Source organism: Pseudomonas sp. GW823-FHT06B06 (assembly GCF_058795195.1).
This window is the reverse complement of sequence record NZ_JBXAHO010000019.1, coordinates 116,162-130,500: the sequence shown is the minus strand read 5'-3', so window position 1 is coordinate 130,500 and position 14,339 is coordinate 116,162. Positions and strand designations below refer to the sequence as shown.

The 14,339-nt window shown below is 60.7% G+C and carries 17 protein-coding genes; 13 read left to right on the top strand and 4 right to left on the bottom strand.

Going from position 1 to position 14,339, the window contains the following annotated elements; genetic code table 11:
* Positions 1 to 235 precede the first annotated feature (235 nt).
* The gene (locus tag AC1Q8Q_RS18905; protein ID WP_033044701.1) at positions 236 to 505 is read right to left on the bottom strand and encodes a hypothetical protein; all 270 of its coding nucleotides are present in this window, start codon (positions 503 to 505) and stop codon (positions 236 to 238) included.
* A gap of 180 nt (positions 506 to 685) precedes the next feature.
* Positions 686 to 1,369, bottom strand: coding sequence for an SOS response-associated peptidase (locus AC1Q8Q_RS18900; RefSeq protein ID WP_492615351.1), 684 nt, complete (start codon positions 1,367 to 1,369; stop codon positions 686 to 688).
* A gap of 163 nt (positions 1,370 to 1,532) precedes the next feature.
* Here AC1Q8Q_RS18900 and AC1Q8Q_RS18895 point away from each other — a divergent pair, with 163 nt between their 5' ends.
* Both AC1Q8Q_RS18895 and AC1Q8Q_RS18890 read left to right on the top strand, forming a co-directional pair.
* Complete coding sequence (locus AC1Q8Q_RS18895) at positions 1,533 to 2,432, top strand: polysaccharide deacetylase family protein (RefSeq protein WP_492615350.1); 900 nt, start codon at positions 1,533 to 1,535, stop codon at positions 2,430 to 2,432.
* A gap of 110 nt (positions 2,433 to 2,542) precedes the next feature.
* Positions 2,543 to 2,782, top strand: a complete 240-nt coding sequence (locus AC1Q8Q_RS18890; protein WP_020801369.1) for a DUF1652 domain-containing protein — start codon at positions 2,543 to 2,545, stop codon at positions 2,780 to 2,782.
* Positions 2,783 to 2,873: 91 nt separating this feature from the next.
* On the opposite strand, the gene AC1Q8Q_RS18885 is transcribed toward AC1Q8Q_RS18890, so the two are convergent.
* Positions 2,874 to 3,770, bottom strand: a complete 897-nt coding sequence (locus tag AC1Q8Q_RS18885) for a LysR family transcriptional regulator (protein WP_033041574.1) — start codon at positions 3,768 to 3,770, stop codon at positions 2,874 to 2,876.
* Between the two features lie 127 nt (positions 3,771 to 3,897).
* Here AC1Q8Q_RS18885 and AC1Q8Q_RS18880 point away from each other — a divergent pair, with 127 nt between their 5' ends.
* From AC1Q8Q_RS18880 to AC1Q8Q_RS18845, 8 genes are all read left to right on the top strand, one after another.
* The gene (locus AC1Q8Q_RS18880) at positions 3,898 to 5,043 is read left to right on the top strand and encodes a muconate cycloisomerase family protein (RefSeq protein WP_162276366.1); all 1,146 of its coding nucleotides are present in this window, start codon (positions 3,898 to 3,900) and stop codon (positions 5,041 to 5,043) included.
* Positions 5,044 to 5,053: 10 nt separating this feature from the next.
* Positions 5,054 to 5,344, top strand: a complete 291-nt coding sequence (catC, locus tag AC1Q8Q_RS18875; RefSeq protein ID WP_008029082.1) for a muconolactone Delta-isomerase — start codon at positions 5,054 to 5,056, stop codon at positions 5,342 to 5,344.
* Between the two features lie 54 nt (positions 5,345 to 5,398).
* Positions 5,399 to 6,328: a catechol 1,2-dioxygenase gene (gene catA, locus AC1Q8Q_RS18870; RefSeq protein ID WP_020800186.1), complete on the top strand. Its 930-nt coding sequence runs from the start codon at positions 5,399 to 5,401 to the stop codon at positions 6,326 to 6,328.
* A gap of 218 nt (positions 6,329 to 6,546) precedes the next feature.
* Positions 6,547 to 7,506, top strand: coding sequence for an AraC family transcriptional regulator (locus AC1Q8Q_RS18865; RefSeq protein WP_432668303.1), 960 nt, complete (start codon positions 6,547 to 6,549; stop codon positions 7,504 to 7,506).
* 246 nt (positions 7,507 to 7,752) lie between these two features.
* Positions 7,753 to 9,117, top strand: coding sequence for a benzoate 1,2-dioxygenase large subunit (gene benA, locus AC1Q8Q_RS18860; RefSeq protein WP_020800183.1), 1,365 nt, complete (start codon positions 7,753 to 7,755; stop codon positions 9,115 to 9,117).
* A complete protein-coding gene (benB, locus tag AC1Q8Q_RS18855) occupies positions 9,114 to 9,602 on the top strand; it encodes a benzoate 1,2-dioxygenase small subunit (protein ID WP_033042204.1) in 489 nt (162 codons plus the stop codon). Before benA ends, benB begins: the two co-directional genes overlap by 4 nt.
* 10 nt (positions 9,603 to 9,612) lie before the next feature.
* Positions 9,613 to 10,626 (top strand): benzoate 1,2-dioxygenase electron transfer component BenC, encoded by a 1,014-nt coding sequence (benC, locus tag AC1Q8Q_RS18850; protein ID WP_020800181.1) that lies wholly within the window; start codon positions 9,613 to 9,615, stop codon positions 10,624 to 10,626.
* 11 nt (positions 10,627 to 10,637) lie between these two features.
* Entirely contained in the window at positions 10,638 to 11,411 is a 774-nt protein-coding gene (locus tag AC1Q8Q_RS18845; protein WP_020800180.1) for a 1,6-dihydroxycyclohexa-2,4-diene-1-carboxylate dehydrogenase, read from the top strand.
* Positions 11,412 to 11,421: 10 nt separating this feature from the next.
* On the opposite strand, the gene AC1Q8Q_RS18840 is transcribed toward AC1Q8Q_RS18845, so the two are convergent.
* A complete protein-coding gene (locus AC1Q8Q_RS18840; protein ID WP_492615349.1) occupies positions 11,422 to 11,784 on the bottom strand; it encodes an NUDIX hydrolase in 363 nt (120 codons plus the stop codon).
* A gap of 217 nt (positions 11,785 to 12,001) precedes the next feature.
* Here AC1Q8Q_RS18840 and AC1Q8Q_RS18835 point away from each other — a divergent pair, with 217 nt between their 5' ends.
* From AC1Q8Q_RS18835 to AC1Q8Q_RS18825, 3 genes are all read left to right on the top strand, one after another.
* Positions 12,002 to 12,199, top strand: a complete 198-nt coding sequence (locus tag AC1Q8Q_RS18835) for a hypothetical protein (protein WP_020800178.1) — start codon at positions 12,002 to 12,004, stop codon at positions 12,197 to 12,199.
* A 258-nt stretch (positions 12,200 to 12,457) separates the two neighbouring features.
* Positions 12,458 to 13,399: a fatty acid desaturase gene (locus AC1Q8Q_RS18830; protein WP_151142672.1), complete on the top strand. Its 942-nt coding sequence runs from the start codon at positions 12,458 to 12,460 to the stop codon at positions 13,397 to 13,399.
* Positions 13,400 to 13,537: 138 nt separating this feature from the next.
* Positions 13,538 to 14,326, top strand: coding sequence for a phosphate/phosphite/phosphonate ABC transporter substrate-binding protein (locus tag AC1Q8Q_RS18825; RefSeq protein WP_492615348.1), 789 nt, complete (start codon positions 13,538 to 13,540; stop codon positions 14,324 to 14,326).
* Positions 14,327 to 14,339 lie beyond the last annotated feature (13 nt).

Here is a 14,339-nt window from a genome sequence, read left to right as displayed (position 1 = left end):
GCCCATCGCGGCGACCCACGGAGCAATGCCGGAGAGAGGGCATGCCGAGCCTAAGCGAGGCACCGAGTGGTGGGGCAAAGCCTTTTGCTTCCTTTTTGGCGTCTGAAAAAGGGAGTCGCCGTAAGGGCGAAACCATAGGAGGCCGTTACCGCAGCAATGGATATGCCCCCCCCCAATCCCTATTCAACCCCATGTCTAAGTGAACAGCATTACGCATCGAGCGGGGGCTTCGAGCTTATTCCAGCAACTGCGAAAAGTCGGGATGAGTGGCCCGATAACCCAGCTTCCTGTCGATCCACGCATTCAACTCGTTGACCATGACCGGGGATTTACCCGGATAGCGTTCGAGGATTGAACCCAGGACTTGCTTGATATTGGGAATTGAAAGCAGGCTACGGGTCTGAATGTACTGCCCGATGAAATGGTCGAGTTGGTAGTGCTCTGTCTTTGTTAGATAAATGCACGCCAGACTCGCGACTTGATTATTGGTGAAATCGTCGCGCAATTGAGTTCTCTGCAAGGGCTTGATGTAAGGAATTTCCTTTGTTGCTGACTCTTTGGTCAACTTGGTATACCACTGGAAATACGGCGCGAATCCTAGCCGCAGCTCTGGCAAATGTATGTAAGCCCCTGACGTTGTCTGACAAGCGGTGAGGAGCATCAAAGTGCCATGTTTTAGGGGTGTTCATACCTTCAATTCGTCAATCAACCCGGCCCCCTGATTCCTGACGTTGCCCACAGCCTTATCGACCCGGTACCACTCAAAAGCATCACTGCCTTCCCACTGTAGCAGCACCATCTGTTCGGCCCGCTCCCTGGGCGTCGCCGGGTCCAGCCATTCGCGGGCCAGCTCCGGGCTGAACACCACCGGACGGCGATCATGAACGTCCAGCATGCCGCCGGCGCTATCGGCCGTGATGATGACAAAGCCGTCGTCATCCCTGGGGGCTGCACCACCCTGCGGAAACTGCCCGATTGCCGCACAGAAGACCGGCCCTTGGTCACGTCGGCGAATCAGCCAGGGTTGCCGCGTGCCGTCCCCGGCATCGACCCATTCGAACCAGTTGTCGACCGGGCAGATAGCGCGATGGGGCCAGATGGCTCGAAAGAACGGGCCGTGGGCGACTTTCTCGACGCGCGCATTGATCGGCGCCGCACGATCCTTCGCCCAGTGCGGCCGCCAGCCCCAGCGCTGCGAATCGGCATGCAAGCCATCGTTCTCCAGATGCAACAGCGCCAGCTGGGTGGTGGGCGCAGCGTTGTAGCGAGCCAGTGGTTGATCGCCAACGTGGTTGATCAAGGCGTCGGGAATGCTCAGCACCGCCACGAAATCGTGAATGCCCCGGTATTGCGACAAGCGTCCGCACATTGATAAAACCCTCCGGCTGGTGTGTTCAGCATAGATGTCTAAATCCTTTGCGTTGACCCAACCCCTGCTCGCTCCTACAGAGGTGTGGGGAGCGGCGGAACCAAACACTGTGTACCTTATCCAACCTCGTCCCACCGTCGTGGGGTCTGGCTCAAGGCAAAACATGAAACAGTTGATCAAGGTTCTATCGGTGCTCGCCATGGCAGCCAGTCTGCTGGGCTGTATCGCCGCACCCATTGAAATGACGCCGCAAACCGAACAGGCGTTGCGCACGCAACCACCGATCCGCTTTTTGCTGACCTTCGACGATGGCCCCAGCGCCTCGAGTTTCTGGAACCCGACCGAGACCGTGCTCGACAGCCTGGCGATCAATCCTCTGCAACCCGGCATCAAGGCGGTGTTTTTCGTGCAGACCCGTGCCTCGCGGGCTGGCGCCAGTGACATCGGGCGGGCGGTCATGCACCGCGAGCGCGATGCCGGGCACGTCCTGGCCTTCCACACGGCCACGCCCTCGCACACCAATCATCGCTCGCTCAACGCGCAAGAGCTGGAGCAGGCGCTCACAGATGGGTGCGCCGACATCGCCGCGATCACCGGTGCGCCGCCGACCCTGCTGCGCCCGCCATTCTGGAGCTACGACAAACGCACCTTCGCCGCTTACCAGCAGCATGGCCTGCATGTGCTGCTGACCGACCTGAGCGCCAATGACGGCAAGATCTGGGGCTTCAACGCCAGCCCCCGGCGCCGCGCGCATATGCTGCGCTCGATGTCCGAGGTTCGCGAGCGCATTGCCCGGGGCGAGCTGCCGGTGGTAGACGGGGTGATTCCGGTGGTGGTGACGTTCCACGACCTCAATCGCTACACCGCGCGGCATACCCGTGAATACCTGCAGATCCTTCTCGACAGTGCCCGGGCGACGGGGGTCAGGACTGCCCCAATAGCGTTTTATGACGATACCGCCGCGCTGCAACGGGCCGCCATGGCGCGTACGTTGCGCGACAGTTCACAGCCGGCGCAGTTGCCGGGGATCTGGAACTGGATCTGGAAAGACAATAGCCATTGAGCAAAGGCCGAAAATGCGGGGCAGTTAACAGTATCGACTGGCGCGGAATCGGCAAATTGCATCTATCCTCATTGGGTCCGTCCCGTTCAACTGCCACGGAGGCATCGGCCGTGATACCCATTTCAGTCCTTTGCAACATTGTAGAGTCCGGTTTCGAGCCCCTGGCCTGCGAGTGCACGGAGAGCGGCGGGCTGCTGCGCATCGAGGTTTTTGATCCCGCCAGCGGGGAAGTCAAGCTGCTGATCGCCGGTGTATCGACCGAGCAGTTGACCAGCGTGCGTACCATCTCTGACTTCATCGGTGAATTGCGCACCGAGATGGAAGCCGGGCGCCGGGCATTCGCTGGCTGAATACTCCCGAGCCTCTGTAGGAGCTGCCGCAGGCTGCGATCTTTTGATCTTGCTCTTGAAAAAGTCAAAAGATCGCAGCCTGCGGCAGCTCCTACAGGGGCGTGATTGTTTGTGGCAGCAACTCGTCGATCATCCGCAAGCAATGGTTCAACCCCGGTGAAACGTCGCCCACCCGCCGACTGAGAATGATCGGTGAGGTGGCGTTGTCTTCCAGCAGCGGGGTGAAACCGATGTCGTCGCGGTGCAGCAATTGCACCGAGGCCGGCACCAGCGTGATCCCTATCCCGGCACCCACCAACCCGATCGCCGTCTGCAGCTCGTTGGTCCATTGCGCAATATGGATGCTCACCCCATAGGATTCGAACAGCGCGATCACGTGGTCGGCATAGCTGGGGCGGGGGTTGCCGGGGTACAGCACGAACGGCTCTTTGGCCAGGTCGCGCAGGCTGACGGGCCCGGCCAGCAGCGGGTGACCGGCGGGCAGGGCGGCCACCAGTCGGTCTTCGGTGAGCACGGTCTGGACGATGGCCGGGTCGTCGATGCGGATGCGGCCGAAGCCGACGTCGATGCGCCCGGCCTTGAGCGCCTGTACCTGCTGCAGTGTGGTCATCTCCGACAGCCCGAGTTCCAGTTCCAGCGGTTCGCCGCTGCGCAAGCGGCGAATCAGTTCCGGCAGCACGCCGTACAGCGTCGAAGGCGCAAAGCCGATGCCCAGCCAGGTCTTTTCCCCCAGGCCGATGCGTCGGGTGTTGTCGCAGACCTTGTGCAACTGGTCGAGGAGGGCGGTGGAATGCTCATGGAAAAAACGCCCGGCGTCGGTCAGCTTCAACGGTCGGCCACGCTCGAGCAGCATCACCCCCAGTTCATCTTCCAACTGCTGGATCTGCCGGCTCAAGGGCGGCTGGGCGATGTGCAGGCGTTCGGCGGCGCGGGTGAAATTAAGGGTTTGAGCCAACACCTGAAAGTAACGCAGGTGACGCAGTTCCATGGAGCCTCCGGATGTCGAGCGCTTGTATACCTTCAGGGTATCAAGCCAGACCAATTCTATATTGGCCGCCCGGAAAAAGCCGTATGAGAATCAGCTCCAGAACTTCAAGAACCTGACGGGTATCGAAATGCTTGCTACAGCCATTGAATCGATCGAGACGATCATCGTCGATCTGCCGACCATCCGCCCGCACAAGCTGGCGATGCACACCATGCAGAACCAGACCCTGGTGGTCATTCGCGTGCGCTGCGCCGATGGCATCGAAGGCATCGGCGAAGCTACCACCATCGGTGGCCTGGCCTATGGCAACGAAAGCCCTGACAGCATCAAGACCAACATCGACAAGCATTTCGCCCCGCTGTTGATCGGCCAGGACAGCGGCAATGTCAATGCCGCGATGTTGCGCCTGGAGCGCAGTATCCGTGGCAATACCTTCGCCAAGTCCGGTATCGAAACCGCACTGCTCGACGCCCAGGGCAAGCGCCTTGGCCTGCCGGTCAGCGAGTTGCTGGGCGGCCGCGTGCGTGACTCGCTGCCCGTGGCCTGGACCCTGGCCAGCGGCGACACCGAAAAGGACATCGCCGAAGCGGAAAAAATGCTCGACCTGCGCCGCCACCGCATCTTCAAGCTGAAAATCGGTGCTGGCGAGGTCAATCGCGACCTGGCCCACGTGATTGCGATCAAGAAAGCCCTCGGCGATCGCGCCAGCGTGCGGGTCGACGTCAATCAGGCGTGGGACGAAGCCGTCGCGTTGCGTGCCTGCCGCATCCTCGGCACCAATGGCATCGACCTGATCGAACAGCCGATTTCGCGCAACAACCGCGCTGGCATGACCCGCCTGAATGCCATGAGCCCGGCGCCAATCATGGCCGACGAGTCCATCGAGTGCGTGGAAGACGCGTTCAACCTGGCCCGCGAAGGCGCAGCCTCGGTGTTTGCCCTGAAGATCGCCAAGAATGGTGGCCCGCGCGCCGTGCTGCGCACCGCGTCCATTGCCGAAGCGGCCGGTATCGCCCTGTACGGCGGCACCATGCTCGAAGGCGGAATTGGCACCATGGCTTCGGCCCAAGCCTTTGTCACCCTGAACAAACTGGCGTGGGACACCGAGCTGTTCGGCCCGCTGCTGCTGACCGAAGACATTCTCAGCGAACCGCTGGTTTATCGCGATTTCGAGCTGCATGTGCCCAAGACCCCGGGTCTGGGCCTGAACCTGGACGAAGAACGCCTGGCGTTTTTCCGCCGCGACAAGACATCCACCATTCATCAAGCCTGAGGAGAGCATTATGCTGTTCCACGTAAAGATGACCGTGAATTTGCCGGTCGACATGAACCCCGAACGCGCCGCGCAGCTCAAGGCCGACGAAAAAGCCCTGGCCCAGCGCCTGCAGGACCAAGGCAAGTGGCGTCACCTGTGGCGCATCGCCGGGCTTTACGCCAATTACAGCGTGTTCGATGTCGACAGCGTCCAGGAACTGCACGATTTGCTCATGCAACTGCCGCTGTATCCGTACATGGCGATCGAAGTCACCGCGATGTGCCGGCATCCTTCGTCGATTCGCGAGGATGACCGCTGAACCCAGCCCGTTCAGCTCGCCATGCCAATAATTACAAGATGAGGAACCTATAAAATGAACGTCAAGATTTCCCACACTGCCGAAGTCCAGAAATTTCTCGAAGAAGCCAGCGGCCTGCACAACGATGCCGGCGATCCACGGACCAAAGCCCTGATCTACCGCATCCTGCGCGATTCGGTGAACATCATCGAAGACCTCGCCGTGACCCCGGAAGAGTTCTGGAAAGCGGTCAACTACCTCAACGTGCTGGGCGCGCGCCAGGAGGCTGGACTGGTGGTGGCTGGCCTGGGCCTGGAGCACTACCTCGACCTGCTGATGGACGCCGAAGACGAGCAGGCCGGTAAATCCGGTGGCACGCCACGCACCATCGAAGGCCCGCTGTACGTCGCCGGTGCACCGCTGTCGCAAGGCGAAGCGCGTCTGGATGACGGCGTCGATCCGGGTGTGACCCTGTTCATGCAAGGCCGGGTGTTCAACACCGCTGGCGAACCCCTGGCTGGCGCCATTGTTGATGTGTGGCACGCCAACACTGGCGGCACCTACTCGTACTTCGATGCTTCTCAGTCGGAATTCAACCTGCGTCGCCGCATCGTCACTGACGCCGAAGGCCGCTACCGTTTCCGCAGCATCGTGCCGTCGGGCTACGGCTGCCCACCGGACGGTCCGACCCAGCAACTGCTCGATCAATTGGGCCGTCACGGCCAGCGCCCGGCGCACGTGCACTTCTTCATCTCCGCACCGGACCATCGTCACCTGACCACCCAGATCAACCTGGACGGCGAAAAATACCTGCACGACGATTTCGCCTACGCCACCCGTGACGAGCTGATCGCCAAAATTACCTTCAGCGATGATCAGGCGCGTGCAGCGCAGTACGGTGTCAGCGGTCGCTTTGCCGAAATCGAATTCGATTTCACCCTGCAGTCGTCGGCACAGCCCGAAGAGCAGCAGCGCCACGAGCGGGTTCGTGCACTGGAGGACTGATTGTCCTGATTCACTGTAGGAGCGAGCTTGCTCGCGATGGTCGCTAACGATGACGCTGGGGCCCTGATGCCCTGCGGCGTCCTCAAGCCCATCGCGAGCATGCTCGCTCCTACAGGTTATATTTTGAAACGGCCCACAGGTCAGTCCAATGACACACTGCTGCCAGTACTGCCCTAGAATGACTAGATACACCCTATAACAACAACGAGAGTGACCCGATGATGCAAGCGCAACTGCTGAGTCAGCGCAGCACCATATTCGACCATGCCGACCCGTACGCGGTGTCAGGTTATGTCAATCAGCATGTCGGTAATCATTGCATCCTGATGCCTCGTGCCGGGCACCCCCTGGCCAGTCTCAATCACCGCAAATTCGCCAGCCTGGACCTGTGCCGTATCAGCTATGGCGGCAGCGTTCGCGTCACTTCGGGCGCGCTGGAAACCATCTACCACCTGCAAGTGCTGTTGCGCGGCAATTGCCTGTGGCGCGGCCATGGCCAGGAACACTACTTTGCTCCCGGCGAGTTGCTGCTGATCAATCCTGACGATCCGGTCGATTTGACCTACTCTGACGATTGCGAAAAATTCATCCTCAAGGTTCCCACGTCCCTGTTCGAGTCCGTCTGCAACGAGCAGCGCTGGCGCTATCCGGGGCAGGGCGTGCGGTTTCTCGAGAACCGTTACCAGCTCAATGAGCTGGAAGGCTTCGTCAACCTGCTGGCAATGATTTGCCAGGAGGCCGAGGCCACCGAGCAGATTCCCCGGGTGCAGGAACATTACGCGCAAATCATCGTCAGCAAGATGCTCAGCCTGATGAAGACCAACGTCAGCCGCCTCGAAATCGGCTCCCAGGCTGCCTCGTTCGAAGCGATTGCCGACTACATTGCCAAAAATCTCAAGCAGGACATCGACAGCGAAGAGCTGGCGCGCCATGCCAGCATGAGCCTGCGCTCGTTGTATGGCCTGTTCGAACGCAACGCGTGCACCACGCCAAAAAACTACATCCGCCAGAAACGCCTGGAACGCATCAATGCCTGCCTGCGCGACCCGACCTGCAACGTGCGCAACGTTACCGAGGTCGCGATGGACTACGGCTTCCTGCACCTGGGACGCTTCTCCGACAGCTACCGCAAGCAGTTCGGCGAGCTGCCATCGGATACCCTCAAGCGCCGCCACTGATCCCGACACATTGATGTTGCCTGCCCTGACGCCATCGCGAGCAGGCTCGCTCCCACATTGGATCGCGTTGTTCCTGTGGGAGCGAGCCTGCTCGCGAAGAGGGCGGTACTGTCAACATTGGTGGCGCTGACACAACACCAGCCCCCTGCAAAAAACGGATAAAGGTCTGCACCCCGCGGATAGTCCCCCCCATTGCCCCGTCCTAGCATGAGCCTTGCCTGAACAATAACAATGGAGGCGGCGGCCATGACCCTGCGACCTGAATACCTTGAGTCCCTGCTTGAAGACGATCCAGAGCAGGGTATCTATCGCTGCAAGCGCGAGATGTTTACCGATCCGCGCCTGTTCGATCTGGAGATGGAACACATCTTCGAAGGCAACTGGCTGTATCTGGCGCACGAAAGCCAGATCCCCAACGTAAACGATTTCTACACCACCACCATGGGGCGCCAGTCGATCTTCATCGCGCGCAACAAGGACGGTGTGCTCAACGCCTTCATCAACGCCTGCAGTCATCGCGGCGCGACCCTGTGCCGGCACAAGTCCGGCAACAAAAGCTCCTACACCTGCCCGTTCCACGGCTGGACGTTCAACAACTCCGGCAAGCTGCTCAAGGTCAAGGACCCGGCTAACGCGGGCTACCCGAGCAGCTTCAACTGCGAAGGCTCCCATGACCTGACCAAAGTCGCGCGCTTCGAGTCCTATCGCGGTTTCCTGTTCGGCAGCCTCAAGGCCGATGTGGTGCCGCTGGTCGAGCACCTGGGCGAGTCGGCGAAGATCATCGACATGATCGTCGACCAGTCCACCGACGGCCTGGAAGTGCTGCGCGGTTCGTCCACTTATATCTACGAAGGCAACTGGAAACTCACCGCCGAAAACGGTGCCGACGGTTACCACGTCAGCTCCGTGCACTGGAACTACGCCGCCACCCAGAACCAGCGCAAACAGCGCGAGGCCGGTGACGAGAACCCGACCATGAGCGCCGGGAGCTGGGCCAAGCAGGGCGGTGGTTTCTATTCCTTCGACAAGGGCCACATGTTGCTCTGGACCCGCTGGGCCAACCCCGAGGATCGTCCACTGTACGAACGTCGCGACGAACTCGCCCAGGACTTCGGCAAGGCCCGCGCCGACTGGATGATCGAGAACTCGCGCAACCTGTGCCTGTACCCCAACGTGTACCTGATGGACCAGTTCAGCTCGCAGATCCGTATCGCCCGGCCGATCTCGGTCAACCGCACGGAAATCACCATCTATTGCATCGCCCCCAAAGGCGAAAGCGACCACGCGCGTTCGAGCCGGATTCGTCAGTACGAAGACTTCTTCAACGTCAGCGGCATGGCCACGCCGGACGATCTGGAAGAGTTCCGTTCCTGCCAGACCAGCTACCAGGGCAGCGTCACCACCTGGAACGACATGTCCCGTGGCGCCGAGCACTGGATCGAAGGTGCCGACGAGGCGGCCAAGGAAATTGACCTGCATCCGCTGCTCAGCGGCGTGCGTACCGAAGACGAAGGCCTGTTCGTGCTGCAACACAAGTACTGGCAGCAGACCATGCTCAAGGCCCTGGCTGCCGAGCAGTCGAAACTGATCGCCGTGGAGGACGTGCAATGACCATTTCCTATGAAGCGGTACGTGATTTCCTCTACCGCGAAGCACGCTACCTCGACGACCGCCAGTGGGATGAGTGGCTGGAACTGTACGCCCCCGACGCGACGTACTGGATGCCGTCCTGGGACGACAACGATGAGCTGACCGAAGACCCACAGCGGGAAATCTCGCTGATCTGGTACGGCAACCGCACCGGCCTTGAAGACCGCATCTTCCGCATCAAGACCGAGCGCTCCAGCGCCAGCGTGCCGGACACCCGCACGTCCCACAACATCAGCAACATCGAACTGCTCGAGCAAGCCGACGGAATGTGCAAGGTGCGCTTCAACTGGCACACCCTGAGCTTTCGCTACAAGACCGTCGACAGCTATTTCGGCAGCAGTTTCTACACCCTTGATGTGCGCGGTGAAAACCCCTTGATCAAGGCCAAGAAAGTGATCCTGAAGAACGACTACGTTCGTCAGGTCATCGATGTTTACCACTTGTGAGGCAGCCGTCATGACCCATTCCATTGCGTTCAATTTCGAAGACGGCGTCACTCGTTTCATCGACGCCAACGCCGGCGAGACCGTGGCCGATGCCGCGTACCGCCAGGGCATCAATATCCCGCTGGACTGCCGCGACGGCGCCTGCGGCACCTGCAAGTGCTTTGCCGAGGCGGGCAGCTACGATCTGGGTGAGGAATACATCGAAGACGCCCTCAGCCCTGATGAGGCCGCGCAAGGCTTTGTCCTGACCTGCCAGATGCGCGCCAAGAGCGATTGCGTGGTGCGGGTGCCGACGTCCTCGGAAGTCTGCCGCACCCGCCAGGCCAGCTACGACGCAACCATCAGTGCGGTGCGCCAGTTGTCCGACAGCACCATCGCGTTGTCGATCAAGGGCGAGTCCTTGAGCAAACTGGCGTTCCTGCCAGGCCAGTATGTGAACCTGGGCATTCCCGGCAGCGAGCAGACCCGCGCCTATTCGTTCAGCTCGTTGCAGCGCGACGGCGAAGTCAGCTTCCTGATCCGCAACGTGCCTGGCGGCCTGATGAGCAGCTTCCTCACCGGCATGGCCAAGGCTGGCGACAGCATGAGCCTGGCAGGCCCCCTGGGCAGTTTTTACCTGCGTGATATCCGTCGACCCTTGTTGCTGCTGGCGGGCGGCACCGGGTTGGCGCCGTTCACCGCGATGCTGGAGAAGATCGCCGAGCAGGGCAGCGAACACCCGTTGCACCTGATCTACGGTGTGACCAACGATTTCGACCTGGTGGAACTCGATCGCCTGGAAGCCTTCGCCGCGCGCATCCCCAACTTCACCTACAGTGCCTGCGTGGCCAGTCCCGACAGCCAGCACCCGCTCAAGGGCTACGTGACCCAGCACATCGAACCCAGGCATTTGAACGATGGCGACGTCGACGTGTACCTGTGCGGCCCACCGCCGATGGTTGAAGCGGTGAGCAAGTACATCGGCGAGCAAGGCATCAATCCAGCGAATTTCTACTACGAAAAATTCGCTGCCAGCGCGGCGTGAGGTTTCCCTCCATGAACAGATTCCACGAAAAAGTCGCGCTGATCACCGGCGCCGCCCAGGGCATCGGTCGGCGCGTGGCCGAACGCATGGCCGCTGAAGGCGCGAAGCTGATCCTGGTCGATCGCTCCGAGCTGGTGTTCGAGGTTCAGCAGCAGTTGGCGAAGGACAGCCAGGTCCTGGCCCTGACCGCCGACCTTGAGCAATACGAGGAATGCAACCGGGTCATGCAAAGCGCCGTCGAGCGTTTCGGTCGACTCGATGTGCTGGTCAATAACGTCGGCGGGACCATCTGGGCCAAGCCATTCGAGCATTACGAGGCGTCGCAGATCGAGGCCGAGGTTCGCCGTTCGCTGTTTCCAACCCTGTGGTGCTGTCATGCGGCATTGCCGTACATGTTGCAGCAGGGCAGTGGCGCGATCGTCAACGTATCGTCGATCGCCACCCGCAGCGTCAACCGTGTGCCCTACGGCGCAGCGAAGGGCGGGGTGAATGCGCTGACCGCCTGCCTGGCGTTCGAAACCGCTGGACGCGGGGTGCGAGTCAACGCCACTGCGCCGGGCGGCACCGAAGCCCCGCCACGGGTTATCCCGCGTAACAGTGCCGAGCAGAGTGAGCAAGAGAAGGTCTGGTACCAACAGATCGTCGATCAGACCCTCGACAGCAGCTTGATGAAGCGCTACGGCACGCTGGATGAACAGGCAGCAGCCATTCTGTTCCTGGCCAGCGATGAAGCGTCCTACATCACCGGCATGATCATGCCAGTGGGCGGCGGCGACCAAGGCTGAAGCGCGTGAACTACAGGCGACGTTGAAACGCTTTGATGATCCGCAGCGTGGCGTCGCTTGGGTTCAGGTTGTGCACCGCATTCAGCGGGTACCAGAGGCAATCGAAAATTTCGTTTTGCGGCCGTGCCTGCTCCGGATTCGGCAACGATGCTTCGTAGACATGGTGACGGGTGCCGCCTGTTTCCAGTTCCATCAGGTACAGCATATCGTCGGCACCCAGCCCGGTTTCCTCCAGCAATTCGCGCGCCGCGGCATCCTGCGCGGTCTCGCCGCGCTCCACCTTGCCTCCGGGCAACATCCAGCGACTCCTGGGTTTGCGCACCAGGAGTATGTGCCGGTCCTGCTCGCAAATGACGGTTGCACGTACTTTCATGGGCTCTTTCAATCCGGAATGTCATAAAACAGTAACAAAAATGCAATATTTGGGCCGCAACCCATTGCATGTTTCCTGGACATTTTGAGCGGCAGGCGTGTCTAAAAGTGCAATCGCGCTGCCGTGTGCTGACTCGACGTCCGGTCGGCATCTTCGCGGCAGGGGGGTGTAAGGTAGGGAAGTCAACCCTGTGATCACTGCCAAGATGGAGGTGACTATGAGCGTTCCGATGTTGAACAAGATGCACATGAACGGCTACGACGTACTCAGTGTGAACAACGGCCCGTGGCGGGTCTGCACCCAAGGTGACCGGCTTGGCTCATTTGCCAGTCGCGAAGAGGCGCTGGCCTTTGCGGCGGCGCTGCCTGGCTACAAGGCGCGTCCAGGCAAGCCGCGTAATCAGCAAGCCACGTGATTGCCCCTGTGTGATCGTTCCCACGCTCTGCGTGGGAATGCCGCCAAGGACGCTCCGCGTTCCACTGACGACGCGTAACTTGAGCCCTGCGCAACGGTGACGCGGAGCGTCACAGGATGCATTCCCACGCAGAGCGTGGGAACGATCACAAGCGCGTTGGCCCATCGCTCCTACGGTCGGTTCGACAATCACAATAATCTGCAAGAAAACCCGACGCCGTTGCACAGAAGGGGATTGGTCCCCGATCTGAGCAACGCCATGCCCCATTACTTCGATAGCGCCCACCGTGTAGAAATCGAAACCTTGCGCCAACGCCTGACCGCTCGCACCGAGTGGCCGACGTGGTTGCTGCTGTTCGGCGTGTACGCTGGCTGGTTCGCCATCGTACTGGGCAGTGGTGGGTTGGGCCTGTGGTGGAGCACATTGTTGTTGATCCCGTTACTGGTGCTCTGGTTGTCGGTGCAGCACGAATTGCTTCATGGCCATCCCACCCGCTGGGCAGCGCTGAACAAGATCCTCGGCTACGCGCCGTTCGCCGTCTGGTACCCCTACACCCTGTATCGCGACAGCCATTTGTTGCATCACCGCGACGAAGACCTGACCCTGCCTGGCCGCGATCCTGAAAGCCGTTACCTGAGCGCTGCGCAATGGCAGGGCAGTTCACTGTTCGAACGAGGCCTGCACTGGCTGAACAAAACCGTGTTGGGTCGTTTTCTCCTTGGGGCTCCGCTGGCCTTGTTGGCGTTGGCTTGGGACGAGGTGCAGCGCCTGAAGACCGGTGAGCGACAGGCCTGGTCGATGTGGCTCAGCCACGGCACGGTGACCCTGCTGATGCTGTTGTTTATCGGCCGCTACAGTGTGCTGCCGATCTGGCATTACCTGTTGCTGGTCAGCGTGCCGGCGCTATCGATTGCGATGATCCGCTCCTACTATGAACACCGACCCCATGCCGAGCCCGAGCAAAGGACAGTCATCAATGAGGCCGCCTGGCCGTGGCGCTGGCTGTTCCTGAACCTCAACCTGCACCTGGTGCATCACGATTTGCCGGGGCTGGCCTGGTACGACTTGCCCCGCGCTTACCACGCGCGTCGCGAGCAATGGCTGGCGCGCAGCGGCGGGTTCCTGGTGCAGGGTTATGGCCAGTTATGGCGTCGGCACGGGGTAAAGGCCATCGATAGCCCGCGGCATCCGTTCCACTGATTGCGAATGAGGTCCCCTGTGGGAGCGCGCCTGTTCGCGAAAGCGCTGCGTCAGGCAACATCAGTGTTGAGTGTGCTGGCCTCTTCGCGAGCAGGCTCGCTCCCACTATTGGAATTACGATGCATGGGAAGTTTTTCGATGACACGGCAACTCGCTGAATTACTGATGTACGTCGCCCCCGAACCGGTGCGCCAGGCCAACGAGCGTTGGCTGAGCCGCATCCTCGAGCGATTGGGGGCCACGCGCCGCAGTGCCGAAGGGCTTTCGCTGATGGACCTGTGGCTGTCCCCGCACTTGCTGCTGACGCAGACCTGCGGCTATCCGTTGATGACGGCATTGCGCGGTCGGGTGCGAATCATCGGGCGTCCTCGTTATGAGCTGCCGGACGCCAGTGGCGGCAATCATTGCAGCCTGTTGCTGGGTCGCGCCGATGATCCACGGCGCAGCTTGCCGGCCTTTCGTGACAGCCGCGGTGTGATCAATGGCGAAGACTCCAACAGCGGCATGAACCTGCTGCGTCACCGACTGGCGCCGCTGCATCAAGACGGGCGTTTTTTTGCAGATGTCGGTATCAGCGGCAGCCACCGCGAAAGCCTGCGATGGTTGCGTGAGGGTAAAGCGGACCTGGCGGCCATCGACAGCGTGACCTTTGCCTACCTGGCGCGACATGCCAAAGAAGAAGTGGCCGGCCTGCGGATCGTCGATCGCAGTGCATTCAGTCCGACATTGCCGTTCATCACCGCGACCACCGTCACCGAACAACAGGCTGGGCACATTCGGCAGGTGATGAACCAGGTGTTGCAGGAGCCTGGCGTCGCTGAAATCCTTGGTTTGCAAGCGATCCTGCCCGCTACCGATAGCGACTATCAAATCGTTCTCGACTACCAGAGAGAGGCCGAGGATCTGGGATTCGGACGATTGCGGTGAAATTCCTTTATGG